Below are 19,264 nucleotides of genomic sequence, written 5' to 3' on the forward strand. Positions count from 1 at the left end.
TACGCCAAACCGCCAAGTGTCGGCGGATTTCGATGGGCGTAGTTGGGCCATAAAACGATGACAACTTTCCCGACGCTCCCTCAATAAATGCAAGAAACTCAAGGCACAACGCCGAAATCTCGGGCCAAAACGGACGAGGACCTGTCAAGCCACACCCCTATGATGCAACAGTACCTGCGCCTCAAAGCCGAGGCCGGGCCGTTGCTGCTGTTCTATCGCATGGGCGACTTCTATGAAATGTTCTACGAAGACGCCGAGCGCGGCGCGCGGTTGCTCAATCTGACCCTGACCAAGCGGGGCTCGTCCAACGGCGTGCCCATTCCCATGGCCGGGCTGCCCGTGCATGCCATGGAGCAATACCTGGCGCGGCTCGTCGCGATGGGCGAGTCCATCGCCATCTGCGAACAGATCGGCGATCCCGCCGCCTCGAAGGGCCCGGTCGAGCGCCGTATCGTGCGCATCGTGACGCCCGGCACGTTGACCGATGACGCCCTGCTCCCCGCCAAGGCGGACCGCGCGCTGGCTGCCATTTTCGTCAGCGGCAGCGCGCGCGCGCCGCGTGCCGGGCTGGCCTGGCTGAATCTGGCCAGTGGCGAGTTCCGGGTGACCGAATGCGCGCCGGCTCAACTGGAATCCGAACTGCACCGCATCGCGCCGGCGGAGATCGTTTGCGCCGACAGCGCGGAGTTCGATTTTCCGTTCGAAGGCGCACGTTCCCGCGTGCCGGACTGGCACTTCGAAAGCGACGGCGCCCGTGCGCATCTGCTGGCGCATTTCAAGACCGACACGTTGGCAGGCTTTGATATTGAAGACATGCCGGCCGGCATCTGCGCGGCCGGCGCCCTGCTGCGTTATGCGGCGCGCACGCAGTCGCAGGCGCTGGCGCACGTGCAGAGCCTGTCCGCGGAGCGGCCCGGGCAGTTCGTGTTGCTGGACCCCGTCACGCGCCGCAACCTGGAGCTGACGCAGACGCTGTCGGGCGAAGACTCGCCCACGCTGTTCTCGCTGCTGGACGGTTGCCGCACGCCGATGGGCAGCCGTCTCTTGCGCCGCTGGCTGCATCACCCCTTGCGCGAGAACGAGCAGGCGCTGGCGCGGCAGCAGGCCATTTCTGCGCTGCTGGCCGGCCGTATGGACGTCGAGCAGACGTTCGGTTCGGCGGGACTGCTGGAAGCCCTGCGCGCCTCCTTGAACGCCTTTCCCGATATCGAGCGCATCGCGGCGCGACTGGCGCTGCGGTCCGTGCGCCCGCGCGAACTCGCCAGCTTGCGTGACGCTTTGCAGGCCCTGCCCGCGCTGGCCGATCTGGTCGAGCCCATGTCGGCCTCGCCGCGCATCGGCGAACTGATCTCACACCTGTCGGTGGATCCCGCCCTGGCCGCGCTGCTGGTGCGGGCCATTGCCCCCGAGCCGGCCGTGGCGATCCGCGATGGCGGCGTGCTGGCTGCCGGCTTTGACGCGGAACTGGACGAATTGCGCGGTCTGGCCGCCGATGGCGGCGACTTCCTGGTCCAGCTCGAAGCCCGCGAGCGTGAGCGCACCGGCATCAGCAATCTGCGCGTGGAGTTCAACCGCGTGCACGGCTTCTATATCGAGGTCACCAAGGGCCAGACGGCCAAGGTGCCGGAAGACTACCGCCGCCGCCAGACGCTCAAGAACGCCGAACGCTACATCACGCCCGAGCTCAAGACCTGGGAAGACAAGGTGTTGTCGGCGCAGGACCGCTCGCTGGCCCGCGAAAAATGGCTGTTCGAGCAATTGCTCGACGTGCTGGCCGAACATGTGCGCCCGCTGTCCGATTGCGCGGCGGCGCTGGCGGAACTGGACACGCTGGCCGCTCTGGCCGAGCATGCGCAGCGTCACGACTGGGTCGCGCCCGAGCTGTCCGAGCAAGCCGACATCGACATCGACGCCGGCCGCCACCCGGTGGTGGAGCGCGCCATCGAACGCTTCACGCCGAACGGCTGCCGCCTGGATCCGGCGCGGCGCATGCTGCTGATCACTGGTCCGAACATGGGCGGTAAGTCGACGTACATGCGGCAGGTGGCGTTGATCGTGCTGCTGGCGCGCATTGGCAGCTTCGTGCCCGCGTCGCGCGCCCGGATCGGCAAGATCGACCGCATCTTTACCCGCATCGGCGCGGCTGACGATCTGGCGGGCGGTCGCTCGACCTTCATGATGGAAATGACGGAGGCCGCGGCCATCCTGTCGGCCAGCACGCCCAACAGCCTGGTGCTGATGGACGAAATCGGGCGCGGCACGTCCACCTATGACGGCCTGGCGCTCGCCTGGGCCATCGCCTGCCGCCTCCTGTCGCACAATCGCGCGCTGACACTGTTTGCCACGCACTACTTTGAACTGACCCGACTGCCCGCCGAGCAGGCCACGGCCGCCAACGTGCACCTGGCCGCCGCCGAATCGGCAAGCGGTATCGTCTTCCTGCATGAAGTGCGCGAAGGCCCGGCCAGCCGCAGCTACGGGATTCAGGTGGCCCAGCGCGCGGGCGTGCCCGCCGCAGTCATCCGCCAGGCGACGCGCGAACTTGAACGCCTGGAAGCGCAAGGTGCCCCGACGCCGCAGCTCGGCCTGTTCTCGGCCGCCGCCGAGGCCGACGCGCAGGCGTACGCCGAAGCCGAACGCTCCGACGCCATCGAGGCGCTCGACTCGCTGCGCGAGGAGCTTTCCGCCATTGACCCCGACAGCCTCACCCCGCGCGAAGCGCTGGATGCCCTTTACCGCTTGAAGAAGCACCTCCAATGAACCTCGACCAACCGCTGCCGCTCCTGGGCAATCAAAGCCCCAACGACTTCATGCGCCGTTACTGGCAAAAGAAGCCGCTGCTGATCCGCCAGGCCATTCCGGCTTTCAAGCCGCCCGTCACCATCGCGGCCATCAAGAAGCTCGCGCGCCGCGACGACGTGGAATCGCGTCTGATCTGGCGCGAGAACGGCGAATGGCAGATGGAAAACGGCCCCTTTGCACGCTTGCCCAAGGACAACGAGGGTGATTGGACGCTGCTGGTGCAGAGCGTGGACCTGCACAGCGATGCTGCGGCCGAACTGATGGCCTTGTTCCGCTTCATTCCGGACGCGCGCCTGGACGATGTGATGATCAGCGTCGCCAGCCACGGCGGCGGCGTCGGTCCGCATTTCGACAGCTACGACGTGTTCCTGCTGCAGGCCGCGGGCGAGCGCGAATGGAGCTACGGCCGCCAGAAGGACCTGTCGCTGGAGCCGGGTCTGCCGCTCAAGATCCTGAGCAACTTCCAGCCCGAGGAAAAGGCGGTGCTGGCGCCGGGCGACATGCTGTACCTGCCGCCGCAGGCCGCGCATGACGGCATTGCCATGGGCGACGGCTGCATGACGATCTCGATCGGTTTCCGGGCGCCGACGCAGGCGACGCTGGCGCGCGGCCTCCTGGAAGCGGCCGCAGACCAGGTGATGGCCCGCGTGGGCCTTCTGGGCGGCCCCTATGGCGAACCTGCCCTGCCCGGCCCCAAGCTGTCGGCCGTCTACCGCGACCCGGCCCAGCCGGCCGTCGACACGCCCGCGGCGCTGCCGGACGGACTGGTGGCCGCCACGCTGGAAACGGTCGAGAAGCTGCGCTTTGATGACGCCCTTGCGTCGCGCTTTCTGGGCTGCTGGCTGACCGAGCCCAGCAACCTCAGCGTGTTCGACGCCCCCGAGGGCATGGATGTCGATCTGGAAGAAGATTGGCCCGCGTCCGGCCGCCTGGTGCTGGATCGCCGCAGCCGCATGCTGTATCGCGGCAAGCAGCTCTTCATCAACGGGGAAACGGCCATGACGCCCGCCGACGCGGCGTTGCGCCTGCTGGCCGATGCGCGTAGCCTGGATTGCGCGCATCCCGCTTGCGCCCGTCTGTCAGAGGATGCGCGCACCTGCCTGGCGGACTGGCTGGACTCGGGTTGGATTCATTACCGTCCCGAGTAGTATCTGGAAACCTGAAAGTATCCGTGTCGCACAGAAAGAAATCAGGTCTGTAAGCCGGGTCACATCAAGAAAGACATAACACCAAGCTGAAAGGTTTGTTGCTTTTGGGATGCCACCGCTTTAACTTTCACACGCGATCGGCCTGAACCTTCCTGTAGCCTGAATTCTGGTTTCCCCTAACGGGGTTTCAAGAGTCGTCATCTACAGGAGTTCAAATAATGATGAGCAAAACCTTGATTATTGCCTCGGTGCTGGCCGTCGCGCTCAGCGCTTGCAACAAGAAGGAAGATGCCCCGGCACCGGCGGCCAACCCCACTCCCGGCGCGACCACGCCCGCTCCTGGCGGCACCCCGCCGGCATCGCCCGCGCCGACCCCTGGCACGACGCCCGGCTCCGGTTCGACCACCCCGGGCGGCTCGACCACCCCCGCGTCGTAAATCTTCAGGCACGAACCCCCGCACTGAAAGACGCAAAAAAAAACCCTGGCATGTCATGCCAGGGTTTTTTTGTGCCTTGCCGCAGCACGCTGAGCGTGCGCGGCGAGGCGGTTTCAATTACATCTTGTCCTTCAGGACGCTCAGCAGGCGCTGTGCCGTCGGGCTGTTGTCAGGCGTACCGTTGGGGTCCAGGACCGAGACGGTGGTCTGTTCGCCGTTGCCCACCAGGTGGATGCGGTACTGCGGAGCCTGGGCCTTCTTGTCGCCGGAGAACATGCGGCTGAAGAAGCCAGGCTGTTCCATCTTTTCGCCGGTGTCGGTGTCGACATAGCGCACAAAGTAGTCGCCAGCCGAACGGTCGCGGTCTTCGACGGCGAAGCCGCCACCATCGAGCGCCACGCCGACACGGCGCCAGGCGCGGTCGAAGGATTCGCTGACGATGAGCGACGCGCCCTGTGCACGGACGTCCTGCTGCACGGCCGGACGCTGCGGCGACGCTTCGGCCTGCTGGACCAGCCTGCGGGCGTTGTCGACGTCGGTGCCCAGGTAGACCATCATGCGCGCCAGCATGGCGGCGTTCAGGCCCGGGTCTTCCTTGCCGTTCTGCCACTGCACCTGAGCGCCGTCGGAGCCGACGCGCTTTTCAAGCATCTGGCGGTGGCTGACATAGATTTCGGTGTGGCCGTTGACGCGTTCGACGCGGGTGCGGAATTTCTCGCGCTCGCCGCTATCCCAGGCCGTTTCCAGCACGGCGCCCAGGGCTTGGCGCAGCCAGCTTTCCGGGATCTTGGCGCGGTTCTCGGCCCAGTCCGTTTCGATCAGGCCGGCGCCGGGGTTGTTGGTGGCGACGGTAAAGCCGCTTTCGGTCCAGAAGTCGATCAGGCGGGGGAAGACCTGCTCGGGCGGACGGTCCACCACGAGCCAGCGCAGGTCGCCGTCGCGCTCGACACGCATGTCGGAGCGGCTGGGAAGCACGTTGCTGGTCTTCGGGGCGCTGGCTTGGGCCACGCCTTGCTGCTGGAACTCAGAGAAGGTGGTGGAGCCGGAAGCCGGCGCGCGGTAGCGGGGGTCGCTGTTGGCTTGCGTCAGGTCGGGCGGAATGCTCAGGGGCTCTCCGCGTTGGTTCACTGCGCTCTTGTAGTCGACCGATTCTTCATTGCCCAGGAATTGGTTGACCTCGGAGCACCCGGCCAGCAACACCAGAGACATCAATGCCGACAAACCGGCATGACGCTTGTTCATACGTTTCCTCACGATATTTAGAGCAGTCCCGTTTCCTGGAGCGCGTTGCGCACCGTTGCGTGATGCGGCGCGCTCAGTTCGACCAGTGGCAGTCGGTAGCCAAGCGCGCTGCGGCCCATTTCGGCCAACGCCCACTTGACGGGGATGGGGTTGGCTTCAACGAACAAAGCCTTGTTCAGACGCGCCAGGAACGCGTTAAGTTCACGGACCTTCGGCACGTCGCCCGCCAGGGCGGCGGCACAGAGGTCGCGCATGAGCTTGGGCGCCACGTTGGCCGTGACGGAAATGTTGCCGCGCGCGCCCAGCAGGATCAGGGCGGCCGCGGTGGGATCGTCGCCGCTGAAGACCTGGAAGCTGGCAGGCGCCTCGCGGAGCAGCAGGCCACCGCGGGCGATGTCGCCAGTGGCGTCCTTGATGCCGATGATGCCCGGCACCTGCGCCAGACGCAGGATCGTGTCGTTGCTCATGTCGGCAACGGTACGGCCCGGCACGTTGTACAGGATGGTGGGCAGGTCGACGGCTTCCGCGATGGTGCGGAAGTGGCGGTACAGGCCTTCTTGCGACGGCTTGTTGTAGTAAGGCACGACCGACAAGCCAGCGTGGGCCCCGACCGCCTTGGCGTGGCGCGTCAGGTGGATGGCTTCGTCGGTGGAGTTGGCGCCCACGCCAGCAATGACCGGAATGCGGCCGGCGGCGTGTTCGACGGCAACGCGGATCAGTTCCGCGTGTTCTTCCATGGAGACCGTGGGCGACTCCCCGGTGGTACCCACCACCACCAGCGCGTCGGTGCCTTCCTGGACGTGCCAGTCGATCAACGACCGGTAGGCAGCGTAGTCCAGGCTGCCGTCGGGTTGCATTGGGGTGACCAGGGCCACCATGCTGCCCTGGAAATTAACGCCTGCGGCGGTAGCAGGGGATGCCATAGATTCGGGCTCCAAAACCCTGCGGCGGGATTGCCCCAGGGCCTGATTCAGTGAAACCGCTGAGTTTAACGGATATTGGGGGGAATCTTACAGAAACCACTGAACGATTGTCGTTCCCAGCCCGAGCACCGGTTGCATCAATAACCAGAGCACATCGGTGACCAAAAGCACAATGACGATAATCAAGCCATACGGCTCGATTTTCGAGTATTGCCAGGCCAGACGATTGGGCAGCAGGCTGAACAGGATGCGTCCGCCGTCCAGCGGCAGGATGGGCAGCAAGTTCAGCGCCATCAGCACGAGGTTGACGTTGACGCCCGCCACAGCCATTTCGAACCAAAAGCTTTCGTGCAAGCCGCTTTCCATAAACAGGCGCAGCGACAGCGCCCACAGGATGGCCATGAACATATTGGCAGCCGGGCCGGCCAGCGCCACCCAGGCCATGTCCTTTTTGGGACGGCGCAGGCGGCCGAAGTCGACGGGAACCGGCTTGGCCCAGCCGAAGAGCAGCATGGAGCCGCCAATGAGCTTGGAGGCCAGCAGGATGGCAACCGGCACGAGCAGCGTGCCGACGGGGTCGATGTGCCGCGCCGGATTCAGGCTGACCCGTCCGGCCTGGTAGGCGGTCGGATCGCCCAACATGCGCGCCACGTAGCCGTGCGCGGCTTCGTGCAGGGTGATGGCGAAGATAACCGGTATCGCGTAGACCGCAATGGTTTGGATGATGTCATTCATGGCGAACCGGATTGTAGATGAGCCACGCCCGCGCGCGGCACGTCTCGTGCATCGAGGCGAGGGGTGAAATCAGACAAGTCCGAGCGTGGCGGGATCGCCGCGGCCCAGCCGCACGACAACCGGCTCGTCGCCCGTGAGGTCGATCACCGTGGTGGGCGCCTGCGGGCAGGCGCCCGCGTCGATGATGGCAGCCAGATCGTGGTCGTAACGCTCGCGGATATCTTCGGCGTCGTTCAGCGCCTCGGCTTCATCCTTGGGAATGAGCGTCGTGGACAGGAGGGGCGAGCCCGCCTGCTCCAGCAAGCCCAGGAGGACGGCGTGATCCGGCACGCGGATGCCGATGGTCTTGCGCGAAGGGTGCGATACGCGCCGCGGGACTTCCTTGGTGGCCTCGAGGATGAAGGTCCAGGGCCCGGGCGTCGCGGCTTTCAGCAGGCGGTACTGCTTGTTGTCGACGCGGGCGAAGTGGCCGATCTCGGCCAGGTCGCGGCACAGGAGCGTGAGGTGATGCCGTTCGTCGAGTCCGCGCAGGCGGCGCAGTCCGTCGGCGGCGCTTTTGTCGTCCAGGCGGGCGACGACGGCATAACTGGAGTCGGTAGGCACAGCCACCAGGCCTCCGTCATTAAGCCATTGCGCAGCTTGCTTGAGCAGCCGCGGCTGGGGATTTGCTGGGTGAACGGAGAAGTACAAAGCCATGGGTTTATCCTAACATCCTTGAAGGCCGCTCAATTGCGCGGCGATGCAAAATGGCGGTATCGCCGATCCGCCCCGGAGAACGAACATGCGCCTTGGAAATTCGCGCCAGAGCAACAATGTGGAAGACCGCCGTTCGGGCGGCCCGCGAATCGGGGGCCGCGGCACCATCGGCATAGGCACGATAGTACTTGCCCTTGTCGCAATGTACTTCGGTGTGGATCCGCGCGTGGTCCTGGACATGGCCGAGGGCCCGGCGGTGCAGGAGCAGGCGCCCGCCACGGCCCCGCCGGCCAACGATCCGCAGGCCGTCTTCGTGTCCAAGGTGCTGGGCGAAACCGAGGACGTGTGGAATGCCATCTTCCAAAAGGAACTGAACCGCCAGTACGTCGAGCCCAAGCTGGTACTCTTTCGCGGCGCCACGCCGACGGCCTGCGGCACCGGCCAATCGGCCATGGGGCCTTTCTATTGCCCGGGCGACAGCAAGGTCTATATAGACCTGTCGTTCTTCGACGAGCTGCAGAACCGGTTCAAGGCGCCGGGCGATTTCGCGCAGGCGTATGTGATCGCGCATGAAGTCGGCCACCATGTGCAGCACCTGCTGGGCATTTCGGACCAGGTTGACCAACTGCGCCGTCGCAACCCGTCGCAGGCCAATGCGCTGTCGGTGCGGCTGGAGCTGCAGGCGGACTGCTTTGCCGGCCTGTGGGCGCAGCGCGCCGATGCGGCGCGCAACATTCTTGAAGGCGGCGACGTCGAGGAAGCGCTGGCAGCGGCCACCGCCATCGGCGACGACCGGCTGCAGAAGCAGAGCCAGGGCTACGTGGTGCCCGATGCCTTCACGCACGGCAGTTCTGCGCAGCGCGTGCGCTGGTTCAAGCGCGGCCTGGAAAGCGGCAGCATCAAGCAGTGCGACACGTTTGGTGCGACGTCGCTGTGACGGCAGATTCGCGCTGGGCATCAGCACCGCCACCGGCACCGGCATCGGCGCCAGCGTCGGCATGTCATCATTCCGGGCCGGCGGCCGGCTTGACTGTATATCCATACAGCCAATCAACCCCGACCGTCTTCATCTTGTAAGATTACGCCCCCTCGCAATGCTGCGCGCGCGTGTTTATCTCCGCGGCGCGGCGGGCGCAGCGCACGCCCCTCGCAGGTTTGCCCACGCGCCCTCCAAGACCCTTTATCTGTTTCCATGGCCAACAAGTTCGAACCGCTAATCACCGTTGATGAGGTGCAAGAGATTCTTGCCGAACCCAAGGAAACCGCGAAGCCCATCGTCTGGGTCCCGAAGCCGGCGGCGGGTAGCGCGCAGTGGATGGAGTTCAGCAGCCCTTGCAAGATCAAGGGCGACGTGCGCGAGGACGTGATCTTTCGCGTCATGTACCGGGGCGCCCGCACCGCCGTGCACGGCCAGGCCACCATCTTTCTGACGGAAGCGTTCTGTGCGAGCCTGTTCGTCGGGCCGCACCGGGTGTACGGGGTGGACACCGACGATTCGTTTCACACGAGCCTGGTAGGCGCGGACCGGCCGCAGTACCGCAAGCCGCTGGCCGACCGCAGCCATGAGCACATCTGGGTCGAGGAAGGCGAAGGTTATGCCGAGCCCGTCATGCCCGCGCTGGACACCATCGCGGCGCTGATGCAGTATTTCCTGCCGCGAGCGAACCTGACGCTGGCCGGCGGCTTTGCGCATCCCCTCAAAGGCCGCCAAATCGAACTGATCCTATGAGCAATTTTCTGGAAGCCTCCGGCTGGACCGTCCTGCCGGCGGGCGAACACGCCATCCGCGCCGTGTCTCCCATGACGCTGGGCCTTGACGGCCAGCACGCCGCCTTTTTCATCGCGCATCCGGACGAGTCGTCGTTCTACCTGACCGACGCCTGTGAGACCGCGATGCACGCGTCGAGCTTCGGTATCGAGGTGGCGGCCAAGCGCATCGACATCCTGAACGAGACGCCGGGCGTCACCCTCGCCCACTTCGACCGGTCGGGCGCCATCGTGGCGTCGGGCCCGAACGAGCAGTTGCAGGAAGCGTTGTGGGACGCGGTGAAGCTGGCGATGGCGCTGTCGTTTCAGTGCGCGAAGTGGATGCCGCGGTTCAGCCAGCTGCGCTTCCGTGCGCAAGTGGGCCGTGCCCTGGCCGAAGGCGTGGGCGTGAACCGCATGGTCAAAGGTGCGCGCGCCAAGGGCAGCAGCGGTCACACGGCGGACTTTGCGTACGCGGTGCGTGCGGCGGGCAGCACCGCCCTCACCTACATCGAGCCGATCGCCCTGAAGGCGGGCAAGAAAATGGACTGGACCCAGGTCTATCAGACCCACGGCAAGATGTCGGACGTGAAAATGGCCGATGCGCGCAACTCGCGCATGGTGATTCTGGAAGACGGCGCGTCGGCCGAGGAATTCAAAAAGGCCGTAACGATCCTGGAGCAGTCCGCCACCGTGCAGACGCTGGCCAAGACGCGCGACTGGCGCGAAGTGTTTTCGGCGTAGCAGTCAAAAATCAGGCGGGTCAGGACGGCAGATTGGTCAGGCCGTCCACGATTTCGCGGCCATGCAAGATGGCCGCATGGACGGCCTCGCGCGGGCTGTAGACAAAGCCGCCGCCGGCAAATTGCGGTACGGGATATTCGTCGCCGCCTTCAAGGATGGCGCCTGCCTGCACGACCATCACCGATGCGATGAAGACAGGGCCGCTGGATTGCGCTGGAACTTCGATAGCGCCGCTGCCCCGGGAAACCTTGGCCGTGAGGCGGTATCCCTTGTAGATCAAGTTGTTCTGATGCACTTCGGTAGTCCTCTATCTGCCGTCGAGCATACTCCGTGATTCGATGACAATCCGGATAAGTTTTGTAACCCAAGCAGAAAATGGAAACACTGTTGCGCTGCCGCAAGCGCGTCCCCGTTTCTCATCTGCTGGGAAACAAAACGGCGATTCTGCCAAGAGCCAGCGCAGATGCGGCTTGCGGGGCTGCACCGCCATTCAGCGGTGCAGCATCAACAGCGGTTTCCGGGGATTTACCCTAGGCTCTGTTGCGAAAGTGCATCCTGGGACACTTTCATCCCTGTCATGCGCATGTAATCGTCTAGCCGCCAGCCTTTACCGAGCAGGATCATGCGGGTATGCAGGTCGTCCCGCACGGCCGCACTGACCTCACTTCCCAGATACGTGAGCTGCTTGCTGCGCAGGTCCACGAAGCCCAGCACATAATCGCGCGCCAGCCCCATCCACAGACGATGCGCACCCACCGATTGGCGGGCGCCGCTGAGGATGCACAGTCCGGCATCCAGCGCCCAGCGGTACACCGCGGTCGCCAGTCCCATGCCCTGGTAAGGGGCGGCATACTTGGAATGCGGGGCGCGCACGTAGGGATCGGCGCGCCGTCCCACTTCGATCAGGCGGTTGAAGACGGTATAGCCCGCCAGCCGGCCGCGCCGCACGTCCACCACATACACGTAATACTCGCCGTCGGCCTCGCGGTAGCGAAGCACGATGCCAGGGATATCGGTCTTGACCTCCGGCAATCCATGCAGGCGATCCATCGGACGATTCATGCGGTTGTGGATGGCATCGAGTTCCTTGTCGACCTCTTCGGGACTATGGTTAACGTCGATGCGCAATTCCGTCACGATCGACATGACGTGACGGAACGCGTGCAGGGCCAGCGTAGGCAAGGCCACCTCCTGTACAGGGTTGAGAAGCTGTCCGCGAGGGACGGGAAGACGTAAAAAAAGCCGCATCCGCGGCTTGAAAGGTTGTGTGCGGGTGCACCGCCGTATGGGGCGGTATGGATCGGGCGAGGCGCGGAGGAAGCGATCAGGCTGCTGCATGCGCGTCCCTTTGGGCGGCGGGCTGGTCGCCGGCAAGACCGAAGAAGGCCGGAAACTGGCGTTCGCCCTTGGCCGTGATGCGCAGCGCGCGCGAGTCCAGATCCTTGCTGACCCAGCCGCGCGCCAAGAGCGCATCGAGCAGCGCGGCGCCCAGCGCGCCTCCCAGATGCGAGCGCCGCTCGCTCCAGTCCAGGCACGCGCAGGCAAAGCGGCGGCGGCGCTGGCGCGCTTGCGCGGCATCCACGCCCACCTGCGCGAACGACGCCTCGCCCAGCGGCGTCAGCAGATAGTCGCGGCCGTCCGGCGTCAGCCAGTGGCGGGCCAGCATCGCATCGTGAATCCGCACGGCCAGCGTGCCAGCCATGTGGTCGTAGCAGGTGCGGCTGTCGCGCAGCGCGGAGGGCGTCGTCGGCTTGAACGGCGTGCGNNCTCGAGCGCGTGGCCGACGTCGCCGCTCGCCAACCGGTAGTAGCGGTGCTTGCCCTGCACGGCCATTTCGACCAGACCCTGATCGCGCAGACGCTGAAAATGGCTGCTGGCCGTGGACGCGCCGATGTCGGCGGCCGCGGCCAATTCCGTGGCGGTGCGCGCGCGTCCATCCAGCAGCACGCAAAGCATGCGCGCCCGCGCGGGATCGGCAATGGCGCCCGCCACGGCGGACAGGTTGATGTCGGCGAACTCGGAATCCATGATTCGGTATGGACCAAAGTGTTGTGTGCAGGACGTAAGCATACTTCGACTCAACGAAACCAACATCCACCTTGCCATCCCATGCCTGCCTCCCCTTCCTTTTTCGGCTGGAAAGTCCTCTACGCCACCTTCATACTCGCCGTCTTCGGGTGGGGCGTCGGCTTTTACGGGCCGCCGGTCTTCCTGCATGCCGTCGTCCAGCGCACCGGCTGGAGCGTCGGGCTGGTGTCGGGCGCAGTTACCCTGCATTTTCTGGCGGGCACGGTGGTGGTGGCCAACCTGCCGCGTTTGAACCGGCGCATCGGCGTCGCCCGCACGACCGCAGGCGGCGCGGCGCTGTTGGCGCTGGGCGTGGCGGGATGGGCGTTGGCGCAGGCGCCGTGGCAGCTTTATGCCGCCGCGGTGGTCAGCGGAATGGGCTGGGTCACGCTGGGCGCGGCGGCCGTCAACGCGCTGATTGCCCCCTGGTTCGTGCGGCGGCGTCCCGCCGCGCTGGGCATGGCGTACAACGGCGCCAGCGTGGGCGGCATCGTCTTTTCGCCGCTGTGGGTGTTCCTGATTGCGCAGGCCGGTTTCGCGCAGGCAGCACTGTGGGTTGGCCTTGCGATGGTCGCCGTCATTGCCGTGCTGTCGCACAAGATGTTCAAGGTGACGCCGCAGCAAATCGGCCAGGCGCCGGACGGAGATCCGTCGGGCGGCGTTCCGTCGGGCGGCGTCCCGTCGGGCGGCTCATCGTCGGCTGGCTCATCGTCAGTCGGCATCCAGTCTAGCGGCACGCCCCCAGCCACCGCCCCATCGCGCGCCGCGCAGGAAAGCGCCGCAACGCCCACGCCAGGACTTGCGATCAAGCTGCGCCACGACCGGGCATTCTTGACGCTGGCCGCCGGCATGGCACTGGGGCTGTTCGCCCAGATCGGTTTGATCGCGCACCTGCTGTCACTGCTGGCGCCGATATTGGGCGCGCAGACGGCAGGCCTGGCGATGGGACTGGCGACGGCCAGCGCCATCGCCGGCCGCTCGCTCGTCGGCTGGCTGATGCCGCCAGGGGCCGACCGCCGCAAGATAGCCTGCGCGGCATACGCCGTGCAGATTGCGGGATCGCTAGTGCTGATGCTGGCCGCCGACCATGCGTGGGCGCTGTGGACGGGCGTCTTGCTGTTCGGGTCGGGCATTGGCAACGCCACATCGCTGCCGCCGCTGATCGCGCAGACGGAATTTGCCCGCGAGCAGGCGGCACGCGTGGTGCCGCTGATCGTCGCGCTGTCGCAAGGCGCTTATGCCTTTGCGCCCGCGGCATTCGGCGCGCTACGCACGTGGTTGCAGCCTTCGGGATTGACGCTTCCCGGCTTCCTGGCCGCGGCCGCCCTGCTGCAAGCCGCGGCCATCGCCTGCTTTGCGGCCGGCCGTGGCGCGCACGCCAAGCGCGGCGCGCCCTGATGCCTCAGGCGCTATTGCCGCGCCGTGCCACCAGACCGGCCATGACCACGTCGCCGCGTTCGCTGACCAGGCCTTCGGCCACGCCCTCGCGATCCGCCGCGTTGCGGTTCTGGCTGACCTTCCACTTGCCTTCGATACGGGCTATGGGAATCTCGACGCCGACAATGGCGCGCATCTGGGCAGCAATGAATTCGGCGGGCGCCTCGTCCACGCGCCACGGCTGGACGCGGGCCTTTTCCTGGCTGTGGGTCAGAGCCTCAAGCTGGGCGCGCAGCCAGGCCGGCTCGTCCCGAATCACTGGCGTGCCCCACACGTGCACGGCCACGAAGTTCCAGGTCGGCACGACCTTGTGCGTTTCCGCCTTGGTCGCGTACCAGGACGGCGTGATGTAAGCCTGTGCGCCATGAAAAGCAACCAGACACTCGCATCCCGCAGCCAGCTCGGCCAGTTGCGGATTGGCGCGCGCCACGTGCAGTCGCAGGACACCGTGCTCGCCCTCGGGATAGAGCAGACAGGGGATGTGATTCGCCATCAGTCCGCCCTCCCCGCTGGTGAAGACAACCCCTAGCGGGTGGGCGCGGATGAACTCGTGCTGGATTTCCAGCGAATCTTCGCGAAAAGCGGACGGCAGGTACATGGCAGCGGCGCGATCAGAGGGGAGGAAAACGACAACATACCGCGCACGTGGCACTACTGAAAGAGCCACACAAACCGCCTTTCATGGAGCCATGCGCGGAGCAAACCCAGCACGCCGCCCGTGCCCGTCGGGTCGCTATTGCCGCGATCGACCGTATGCCGCGTTCATGCGCTCGCGAGCCTGCGTTTCATGCGCGAAGGCGCGGTCGTAGTTTTCCAGGCACCCTGCCGTGGGATTGGGCCACTGGATTGCAGCGATTGCGTCGGTCAGTTCGTCACGTGCCCGCTGCCATTCCTTGACGGCGGCATACCATTCGTTGGCGGTGTCCATAGATACTCTCCCCCTTCTATGTGCACAGGCCAATCGTAGCGCTGGCCAAGACCGGCGAGACAGCGTTTTAGCATGGCCAGAAGGATGATGTGGCGGCGACGCAGCGATGCATTGCGCGAGCGAAAAAATTGCCGCGACGCGCCACGGTTCAGGCAGATAATTTCCAGCAAGGATCGTGCCGGTTTTGCGCCTGCCTGCCGCGGGCGCCGTTTTTCTGACAAGGGAAAAAGCCATGAAGCCCAACCTCGCACTGCGCGCGGCCTGCTGCGCGCTCATCGGACTGGCCGGCTGCACCAATCTGCCCAAGGCCAAGGACTATTCCACCGCGCTCGGCGAACCGCAAAGCCAGCTTCAGCAGGACCCCAACTGGAGCGGCGGCCGCATCTGGGTCAGGCCGGGTCCGCCGATTGGCAGTCAGTTCGACAAAAAGCTGCTCATGGAAGACGTGACCTACATCCCGGGCGACCGGCCGGACGAGCTGGGCTTCCGGGACGACGCCGAGATGCGCCAGCGCGTGCTGGCGTACATGAACGCGGCCCTGCGCCGGGAGTTCACGCAGGCGGGCTATCAACTGATCTCCGCGCCAGCCCCGCGCTCGGTGCGGCTGCGCGCCGCCATCACCGGCACCTTCCGCAACGACCGCGATCCGCGGCCGGGCGAGTATGTGCCCATTGGTTATGTGCTGGGCCAGACTGCCAAGGCTGCAGGCCTGCGCGACCAGTCGGCGCGGCTGCTGATCGAAGCGTCGGCGCGCGATGCCACCACCAACCAATTGCTGATCGCGTCGTTGGGCGCCGTCACAGGCAGCAATTTGCCGGAAAACCGCAAGCCCACCGCCGCCGACGTGCAAAGCGCCATCGACGACTGGGCGCGGCGGGTCCGCGAGCAGTTCGACCGCATCTGGGTCGGCGAAGCACCCAAGACCAAATGACGCGCGGGGGACATTTTCCGCCTTCATATCACGATGTGATGAATATTGACGTCAACCCTCACTTACCCAGGGCCGCCGGCTAATGCTACTGTTCCGCCTGTGCAAGGAGTACATGCAATGGATCAGAAAACGAAGCCCTGGGCATTTCCCAAACCCCACCCCGAAAACACGCCACGCGGCGAACGCAACAAACAAGAGTTCGACACGCCGCCCAAAGAGGAAAAACCCGCGGCCAAACCGCGCGCCAAAAAGCAGACGCCTGCGACCGGGCGGGCGCGCCCGTGAGGCTGGCGGCAAAGGTCTGTACGGCAGCGCTGGCGGCGCTGTCCGCGCTGTCCATGGCGGCCGCCGCCGCGCCCGACATCCAGACGGGCGACATGGTGTTCCAGCAGTCCCGGTCAGCGCAAAGCCTGGCCATCCAGCAAGCCACGCACTCGCCCTACAGCCACATGGGCATGATCGTGACGCGCCAAGGCCAGCCCTACGTGCTTGAGGCTGCGGCACGCGTCAGCTACACCCCCCTCTCCCAATGGGCCGCGCAAGGCGAGCGCGGCCATTACGTCGTCAAGCGGCTGCGCGACACTTCCCTGCTGACGCCCGACGCGCGCGATCGGCTGGCGAAGGCGGGCGCCGCCTACGTCGGCAAGCCCTACGATCTGGTATTCGCCTGGTCCGACGACCAGATCTACTGCTCCGAACTGGTGTGGAAAATCTATCAGCGCGTACTGGGCGTGAAGGTCGGCGCGCTGGCGCCGCTGAAAAGCTTCGATCTCGCATCGCCTGCCGTGCAGGCCAAGATGCGGGAACGCTACGGCAAGAACATTCCGTGGGAAGAACCCATCATCTCCCCGGCCGCCATGTTCGAGTCCGACCAACTGGTCACGGTAGGCACCTTCTGATTGCAGTGCGCGGCGCAACCGCCGTCCAAGGAGCGCAATGACGGTTTCCATCCTGCTGGGCATCGCCATTGCGCTGGAAACGGGCTGGGGTGCGCTGGCATTGTGGATCCGCGCGCCGCTTTCATCGGCATGGAAATTGGTCGCAGTGCTGGCGTGGGTGATGTTGGCATTGGCGGCCATTGCCGGGCTGATATGGCCGCGTTGGTGGCCGAGCCTGGTTCTGCATGGCGCGGCGCTAGCCGTTTTGCTCGTGTGGTGGCTGCGCATCCGTCCGTCCAACGACCGCCCGTGGCTTGCCGAGGTCGCCCGCCAAACCCATGGCGTCGTCAATGGCGACACCGTCACGCTGCACAACGTGCGCAACTTCGACTGGCGTTCGCGCACCGACTTCACGCCCCGCTGGGAAACCCGGCATTATGCGCTGGACACGCTGCAATCGGTGGACGTGGCCCTGTCGTACTGGGGCCGTCCCGCTATCGCCCACGCGCTGGTGTCGTTCGGATTTGGCGACGGCGATCACGTGGTGTTCTCGGTTGAAATCCGCCGCAAGCAGGGCGACCGGTTTTCCGAGATCGGCGGCTTTTTCAAGCAGTACGAACTGAGCGTGATCGCCTCGACCGAAGCGGACAGCCTGCGGGTGCGCACCAACGTGCGCGGCGAAGACAGCTACCTGTACCGCATCCACATGCCCGAGGGCGCGGGGCGCGAACTCTTCGTGGCCTACGTCGACGCTGCCAACCGCCTCCGGACAACACCCCGCTTCTATCACACGCTCACGGCAAACTGCACCACCATCGTCTTCCAGATGGCCCGGCGCATCGTGCCCGGATTGCCGATGGATTACCGCCAGCTTCTGTCAGGCTACCTGCCGGAATACCTGTACAAGCTGGACGCCCTGCGTGGGGCCGGCAGCGCCGCAGAGTACCGGCGCCGCGGCCGCTACACGGACCGCGCCCGCGCCACCCCCGATCCGGCCGAATTCTCCCGCAACATCCGGCAAGGCGTACCCGGCATCGCGCCTGAATGATCCTGGTGCTCGGCGCCGCCCTGGGAAAACCGGCCTCGGCCTCGCGTCACGCGCCGGAACTCCGCGAGCCCCGCGAGGGGACGCCTCGCTCAACGGACGGGCACTGCGTCCTTGTAGATGACGCCATCCTTCATGATGACCAGGAAGTTCTTGTCCGGATCGCCGATCAGCTTGATGTCCTGGATCGGGTCGCCATCGACCAGCAGCAGGTCGGCAAGCGCGCCTTCGCGCACGACACCCAGATCGCCGCGGTAGGGATTGCGCTTGCCCGACAGTTTCAGCAGCTCCGCGTTCGTGCCGGTTGCCATGATCAGCGTCTGCGCCGGCGTGTACCACCGCGTCAGGCTTGTCAGGATGCGACCCTGCTGCTCGGCCAACTGGCTTGAGAACAGAATGTCCGTACCGAACGCCGTCTTGAGCTTGTGCTTGATCGCCAGCTGGTAGGTCCGGTCGGTCCCGGCAAAGACCTCCTGCGCCTTCTGCCATTGATCCGATCCTCGCGGAAAAGCGTCGGCCAATTCGTCCGGAAAGGGCTGCGTGCTCAGCCACACGCCCGCGCGCGCCATCAGCTCGGCCGTTTCCTCGTCCATCATGCTGCCGTGCTCGATGCTCTGCACACCCGCCTTGATGGCGCGCTGGATGGCGGTGGGCGTGTAGGCGTGCACCGCCACATACGTACCCCAGTCCGTCGCGGCATCCACCGCCGCGCGCAACTCCGGTTCGGTGAACGTCACCACATCCAGCGGGCTGTGCGGCGACGACACCCCGCCGCCGCCGGTCAGCTTGATCTGCGTCGCGCCCTGCATGAGCTGTTCGCGCGTGCGAAGGCGCACCTCGTCGGGACTGTCGGCAATCGTGCTATCGCCGGACAGATCGTGCCGCGAGCCCGGCGCGCCCAGCGTGCGCGGCAGGTCCGCCATCGAGCGGAAGTCACCATGCCCGCTGGTCACGCTGATCATCGCGCCGGACGGATAGATGCGCGGGCCGGGGATCACGCCCTGGTCCACCGCCAGCTTCAGGCTGAAGGCCGAGCCGCCCAGGTCACGCACCGTGGTGAAGCCGCGCATCAGCGTCTTCTTCGCCTCGACGCCCGCGACGATGTTGAGGTACGTCGGCTCCTGCGTCATCGCCACCGCCAGCGGCACGCCCACGAACATGCTGTGCCAATGCATGTCGATCAGACCCGGCATCAGCGTGCGGCCGCCGCCGTCGATCACGCGCGCGCCGTCTGCCGCAATCTTGTCCCGCGACACTTTTTCGATGACGTTGCCGTGAACCAGAACGCTGCTCGCCGGGCTCAGGTCGCCGGACACGCCGTCGAAGATGCGCACGTTCTCAAACAGGATTCGCGAATCCGCCGCGGCCTGCGCGGTCGGCGGCGGCGCCTTGGCATCCTGCGCCGCAGGCAAGCTATGGGAATGCGCCAGCGAAGCGCCAAGAAGCAGCGATGCCGCCGTGAATGCAATGCCAGTCCTGACAAACATGATCGAACCTCCGGATGG

Annotated in this window: 19 protein-coding genes and 1 pseudogene; 10 read left to right on the forward strand and 10 right to left on the reverse strand. The window is 65.7% G+C overall.

The genetic code is table 11. The annotated features are described in order from the left end of the window. Positions 1-87: 87 nt before the first annotated feature. From mutS to B3446_RS22055, 3 genes are all read left to right on the forward strand, one after another. Entirely contained in the window at positions 88-2,760 is a 2,673-nt protein-coding gene (gene mutS / locus B3446_RS22045; RefSeq protein ID WP_409558254.1) for a DNA mismatch repair protein MutS, read from the forward strand. After that, positions 2,757-3,950, forward strand: a complete 1,194-nt coding sequence (locus B3446_RS22050) for a cupin domain-containing protein (RefSeq protein WP_291385017.1) — start codon at positions 2,757-2,759, stop codon at positions 3,948-3,950. Before mutS ends, B3446_RS22050 begins: the two co-directional genes overlap by 4 nt. 218 nt (positions 3,951-4,168) lie before the next feature. After that, positions 4,169-4,387 (forward strand): endopeptidase, encoded by a 219-nt coding sequence (locus tag B3446_RS22055; RefSeq protein WP_175185695.1) that lies wholly within the window; start codon positions 4,169-4,171, stop codon positions 4,385-4,387. Positions 4,388-4,504: 117 nt separating this feature from the next. Here the strand turns inward: B3446_RS22055 and bamC are convergent, their stop codons facing one another. The 4 genes from bamC to B3446_RS22075 all read right to left on the reverse strand — a co-directional run bounded on the left by bamC (position 4,505) and on the right by B3446_RS22075 (position 7,983). Next, a complete protein-coding gene (gene bamC, locus B3446_RS22060; protein ID WP_291385019.1) occupies positions 4,505-5,629 on the reverse strand; it encodes an outer membrane protein assembly factor BamC in 1,125 nt (374 codons plus the stop codon). A gap of 17 nt (positions 5,630-5,646) precedes the next feature. Beyond that, positions 5,647-6,552, reverse strand: coding sequence for a 4-hydroxy-tetrahydrodipicolinate synthase (gene dapA / locus B3446_RS22065; protein WP_175124281.1), 906 nt, complete (start codon positions 6,550-6,552; stop codon positions 5,647-5,649). A gap of 87 nt (positions 6,553-6,639) precedes the next feature. Then, on the reverse strand, positions 6,640-7,287 hold the full coding sequence (locus B3446_RS22070; RefSeq protein ID WP_175124282.1) for a site-2 protease family protein: 648 nt from the start codon (positions 7,285-7,287) through the stop codon (positions 6,640-6,642). A 69-nt stretch (positions 7,288-7,356) separates the two neighbouring features. Continuing rightward, a complete protein-coding gene (locus tag B3446_RS22075; RefSeq protein WP_291385022.1) occupies positions 7,357-7,983 on the reverse strand; it encodes an L-threonylcarbamoyladenylate synthase in 627 nt (208 codons plus the stop codon). Between the two features lie 85 nt (positions 7,984-8,068). Between B3446_RS22075 and ypfJ the strand changes: the two genes are divergently transcribed. From ypfJ to B3446_RS22090, 3 genes are all read left to right on the forward strand, one after another. Next, positions 8,069-8,920 carry a KPN_02809 family neutral zinc metallopeptidase gene (ypfJ, locus tag B3446_RS22080; protein ID WP_175124284.1) on the forward strand — a complete coding sequence of 284 codons (852 nt, stop codon included), beginning with the start codon at positions 8,069-8,071 and terminating at the stop codon, positions 8,918-8,920. A gap of 255 nt (positions 8,921-9,175) precedes the next feature. Continuing rightward, positions 9,176-9,712, forward strand: a complete 537-nt coding sequence (locus B3446_RS22085) for a hypothetical protein (protein WP_291385025.1) — start codon at positions 9,176-9,178, stop codon at positions 9,710-9,712. Continuing rightward, on the forward strand, positions 9,709-10,473 hold the full coding sequence (locus B3446_RS22090; RefSeq protein ID WP_191579204.1) for a DUF1828 domain-containing protein: 765 nt from the start codon (positions 9,709-9,711) through the stop codon (positions 10,471-10,473). Before B3446_RS22085 ends, B3446_RS22090 begins: the two co-directional genes overlap by 4 nt. A gap of 19 nt (positions 10,474-10,492) precedes the next feature. Here B3446_RS22090 and B3446_RS22095 read toward each other — a convergent pair whose 3' ends face one another. The 3 genes and pseudogenes from B3446_RS22095 to B3446_RS22105 all read right to left on the reverse strand — a co-directional run bounded on the left by B3446_RS22095 (position 10,493) and on the right by B3446_RS22105 (position 12,501). Continuing rightward, a complete protein-coding gene (locus B3446_RS22095) occupies positions 10,493-10,768 on the reverse strand; it encodes a hypothetical protein (protein ID WP_175124287.1) in 276 nt (91 codons plus the stop codon). Between the two features lie 230 nt (positions 10,769-10,998). Continuing rightward, positions 10,999-11,655, reverse strand: coding sequence for an N-acetyltransferase (locus B3446_RS22100; RefSeq protein ID WP_291385028.1), 657 nt, complete (start codon positions 11,653-11,655; stop codon positions 10,999-11,001). A 142-nt stretch (positions 11,656-11,797) separates the two neighbouring features. Further along, positions 11,798-12,501 (reverse strand): annotated as a pseudogene (locus B3446_RS22105) (ArsR/SmtB family transcription factor). Positions 12,502-12,582: 81 nt separating this feature from the next. Here B3446_RS22105 and B3446_RS22110 point away from each other — a divergent pair. After that, on the forward strand, positions 12,583-13,938 hold the full coding sequence (locus B3446_RS22110) for an MFS transporter (protein ID WP_291385030.1): 1,356 nt from the start codon (positions 12,583-12,585) through the stop codon (positions 13,936-13,938). 4 nt (positions 13,939-13,942) lie between these two features. On the opposite strand, the gene B3446_RS22115 is transcribed toward B3446_RS22110, so the two are convergent. Together B3446_RS22115 and B3446_RS22120 are read right to left on the reverse strand one after the other, a co-directional pair. After that, positions 13,943-14,575: an FMN-binding negative transcriptional regulator gene (locus B3446_RS22115; protein ID WP_291385032.1), complete on the reverse strand. Its 633-nt coding sequence runs from the start codon at positions 14,573-14,575 to the stop codon at positions 13,943-13,945. Positions 14,576-14,710: 135 nt separating this feature from the next. Next, entirely contained in the window at positions 14,711-14,905 is a 195-nt protein-coding gene (locus B3446_RS22120) for a hypothetical protein (protein WP_175124291.1), read from the reverse strand. Positions 14,906-15,137: 232 nt separating this feature from the next. Here B3446_RS22120 and B3446_RS22125 point away from each other — a divergent pair, with 232 nt between their 5' ends. The 3 genes from B3446_RS22125 (at position 15,138) to B3446_RS22135 (ending at position 17,762) form a co-directional block, all read left to right on the forward strand. Continuing rightward, positions 15,138-15,836: a DUF3313 domain-containing protein gene (locus B3446_RS22125; RefSeq protein ID WP_291385034.1), complete on the forward strand. Its 699-nt coding sequence runs from the start codon at positions 15,138-15,140 to the stop codon at positions 15,834-15,836. 281 nt (positions 15,837-16,117) lie between these two features. Next, complete coding sequence (locus tag B3446_RS22130; protein WP_224776983.1) at positions 16,118-16,735, forward strand: YiiX family permuted papain-like enzyme; 618 nt, start codon at positions 16,118-16,120, stop codon at positions 16,733-16,735. A 37-nt stretch (positions 16,736-16,772) separates the two neighbouring features. After that, entirely contained in the window at positions 16,773-17,762 is a 990-nt protein-coding gene (locus B3446_RS22135; RefSeq protein ID WP_291385036.1) for a DUF4105 domain-containing protein, read from the forward strand. 89 nt (positions 17,763-17,851) lie between these two features. On the opposite strand, the gene B3446_RS22140 is transcribed toward B3446_RS22135, so the two are convergent. After that, the gene (locus tag B3446_RS22140; RefSeq protein WP_291385038.1) at positions 17,852-19,246 is read right to left on the reverse strand and encodes a metal-dependent hydrolase family protein; all 1,395 of its coding nucleotides are present in this window, start codon (positions 19,244-19,246) and stop codon (positions 17,852-17,854) included. Between the last annotated feature and the right edge of the window lie 18 nt (positions 19,247-19,264).

Source organism: Achromobacter sp. UBA5777, from assembly GCF_002418565.1.
GTDB classification, from domain to species: domain Bacteria; phylum Pseudomonadota; class Gammaproteobacteria; order Burkholderiales; family Burkholderiaceae_B; genus Achromobacter; species Achromobacter animicus.

Bases quoted from the DNA above. Each gene is read 5' to 3' on its own strand.
- mutS (WP_409558254.1), top strand. From the start codon at position 88: ATGCAAGAAACTCAAGGCACAACGCCGAAATCTCGGGCCAAAACGGAC.
- B3446_RS22050 (WP_291385017.1), top strand. From the start codon at position 2,757: ATGAACCTCGACCAACCGCTGCCGCTCCTGGGCAATCAAAGCCCCAAC.
- B3446_RS22055 (WP_175185695.1), top strand. From the start codon at position 4,169: ATGATGAGCAAAACCTTGATTATTGCCTCGGTGCTGGCCGTCGCGCTC.
- bamC (WP_291385019.1), bottom strand. From the start codon at position 5,629: ATGAACAAGCGTCATGCCGGTTTGTCGGCATTGATGTCTCTGGTGTTG.
- dapA (WP_175124281.1), bottom strand. From the start codon at position 6,552: ATGGCATCCCCTGCTACCGCCGCAGGCGTTAATTTCCAGGGCAGCATG.
- B3446_RS22070 (WP_175124282.1), bottom strand. From the start codon at position 7,287: ATGAATGACATCATCCAAACCATTGCGGTCTACGCGATACCGGTTATC.
- B3446_RS22075 (WP_291385022.1), bottom strand. From the start codon at position 7,983: ATGGCTTTGTACTTCTCCGTTCACCCAGCAAATCCCCAGCCGCGGCTG.
- ypfJ (WP_175124284.1), top strand. From the start codon at position 8,069: ATGCGCCTTGGAAATTCGCGCCAGAGCAACAATGTGGAAGACCGCCGT.
- B3446_RS22085 (WP_291385025.1), top strand. From the start codon at position 9,176: ATGGCCAACAAGTTCGAACCGCTAATCACCGTTGATGAGGTGCAAGAG.
- B3446_RS22090 (WP_191579204.1), top strand. From the start codon at position 9,709: ATGAGCAATTTTCTGGAAGCCTCCGGCTGGACCGTCCTGCCGGCGGGC.
- B3446_RS22110 (WP_291385030.1), top strand. From the start codon at position 12,583: ATGCCTGCCTCCCCTTCCTTTTTCGGCTGGAAAGTCCTCTACGCCACC.
- B3446_RS22115 (WP_291385032.1), bottom strand. From the start codon at position 14,575: ATGTACCTGCCGTCCGCTTTTCGCGAAGATTCGCTGGAAATCCAGCAC.
- B3446_RS22120 (WP_175124291.1), bottom strand. From the start codon at position 14,905: ATGGACACCGCCAACGAATGGTATGCCGCCGTCAAGGAATGGCAGCGG.
- B3446_RS22125 (WP_291385034.1), top strand. From the start codon at position 15,138: ATGAAGCCCAACCTCGCACTGCGCGCGGCCTGCTGCGCGCTCATCGGA.
- B3446_RS22135 (WP_291385036.1), top strand. From the start codon at position 16,773: ATGACGGTTTCCATCCTGCTGGGCATCGCCATTGCGCTGGAAACGGGC.
- B3446_RS22140 (WP_291385038.1), bottom strand. From the start codon at position 19,246: ATGTTTGTCAGGACTGGCATTGCATTCACGGCGGCATCGCTGCTTCTT.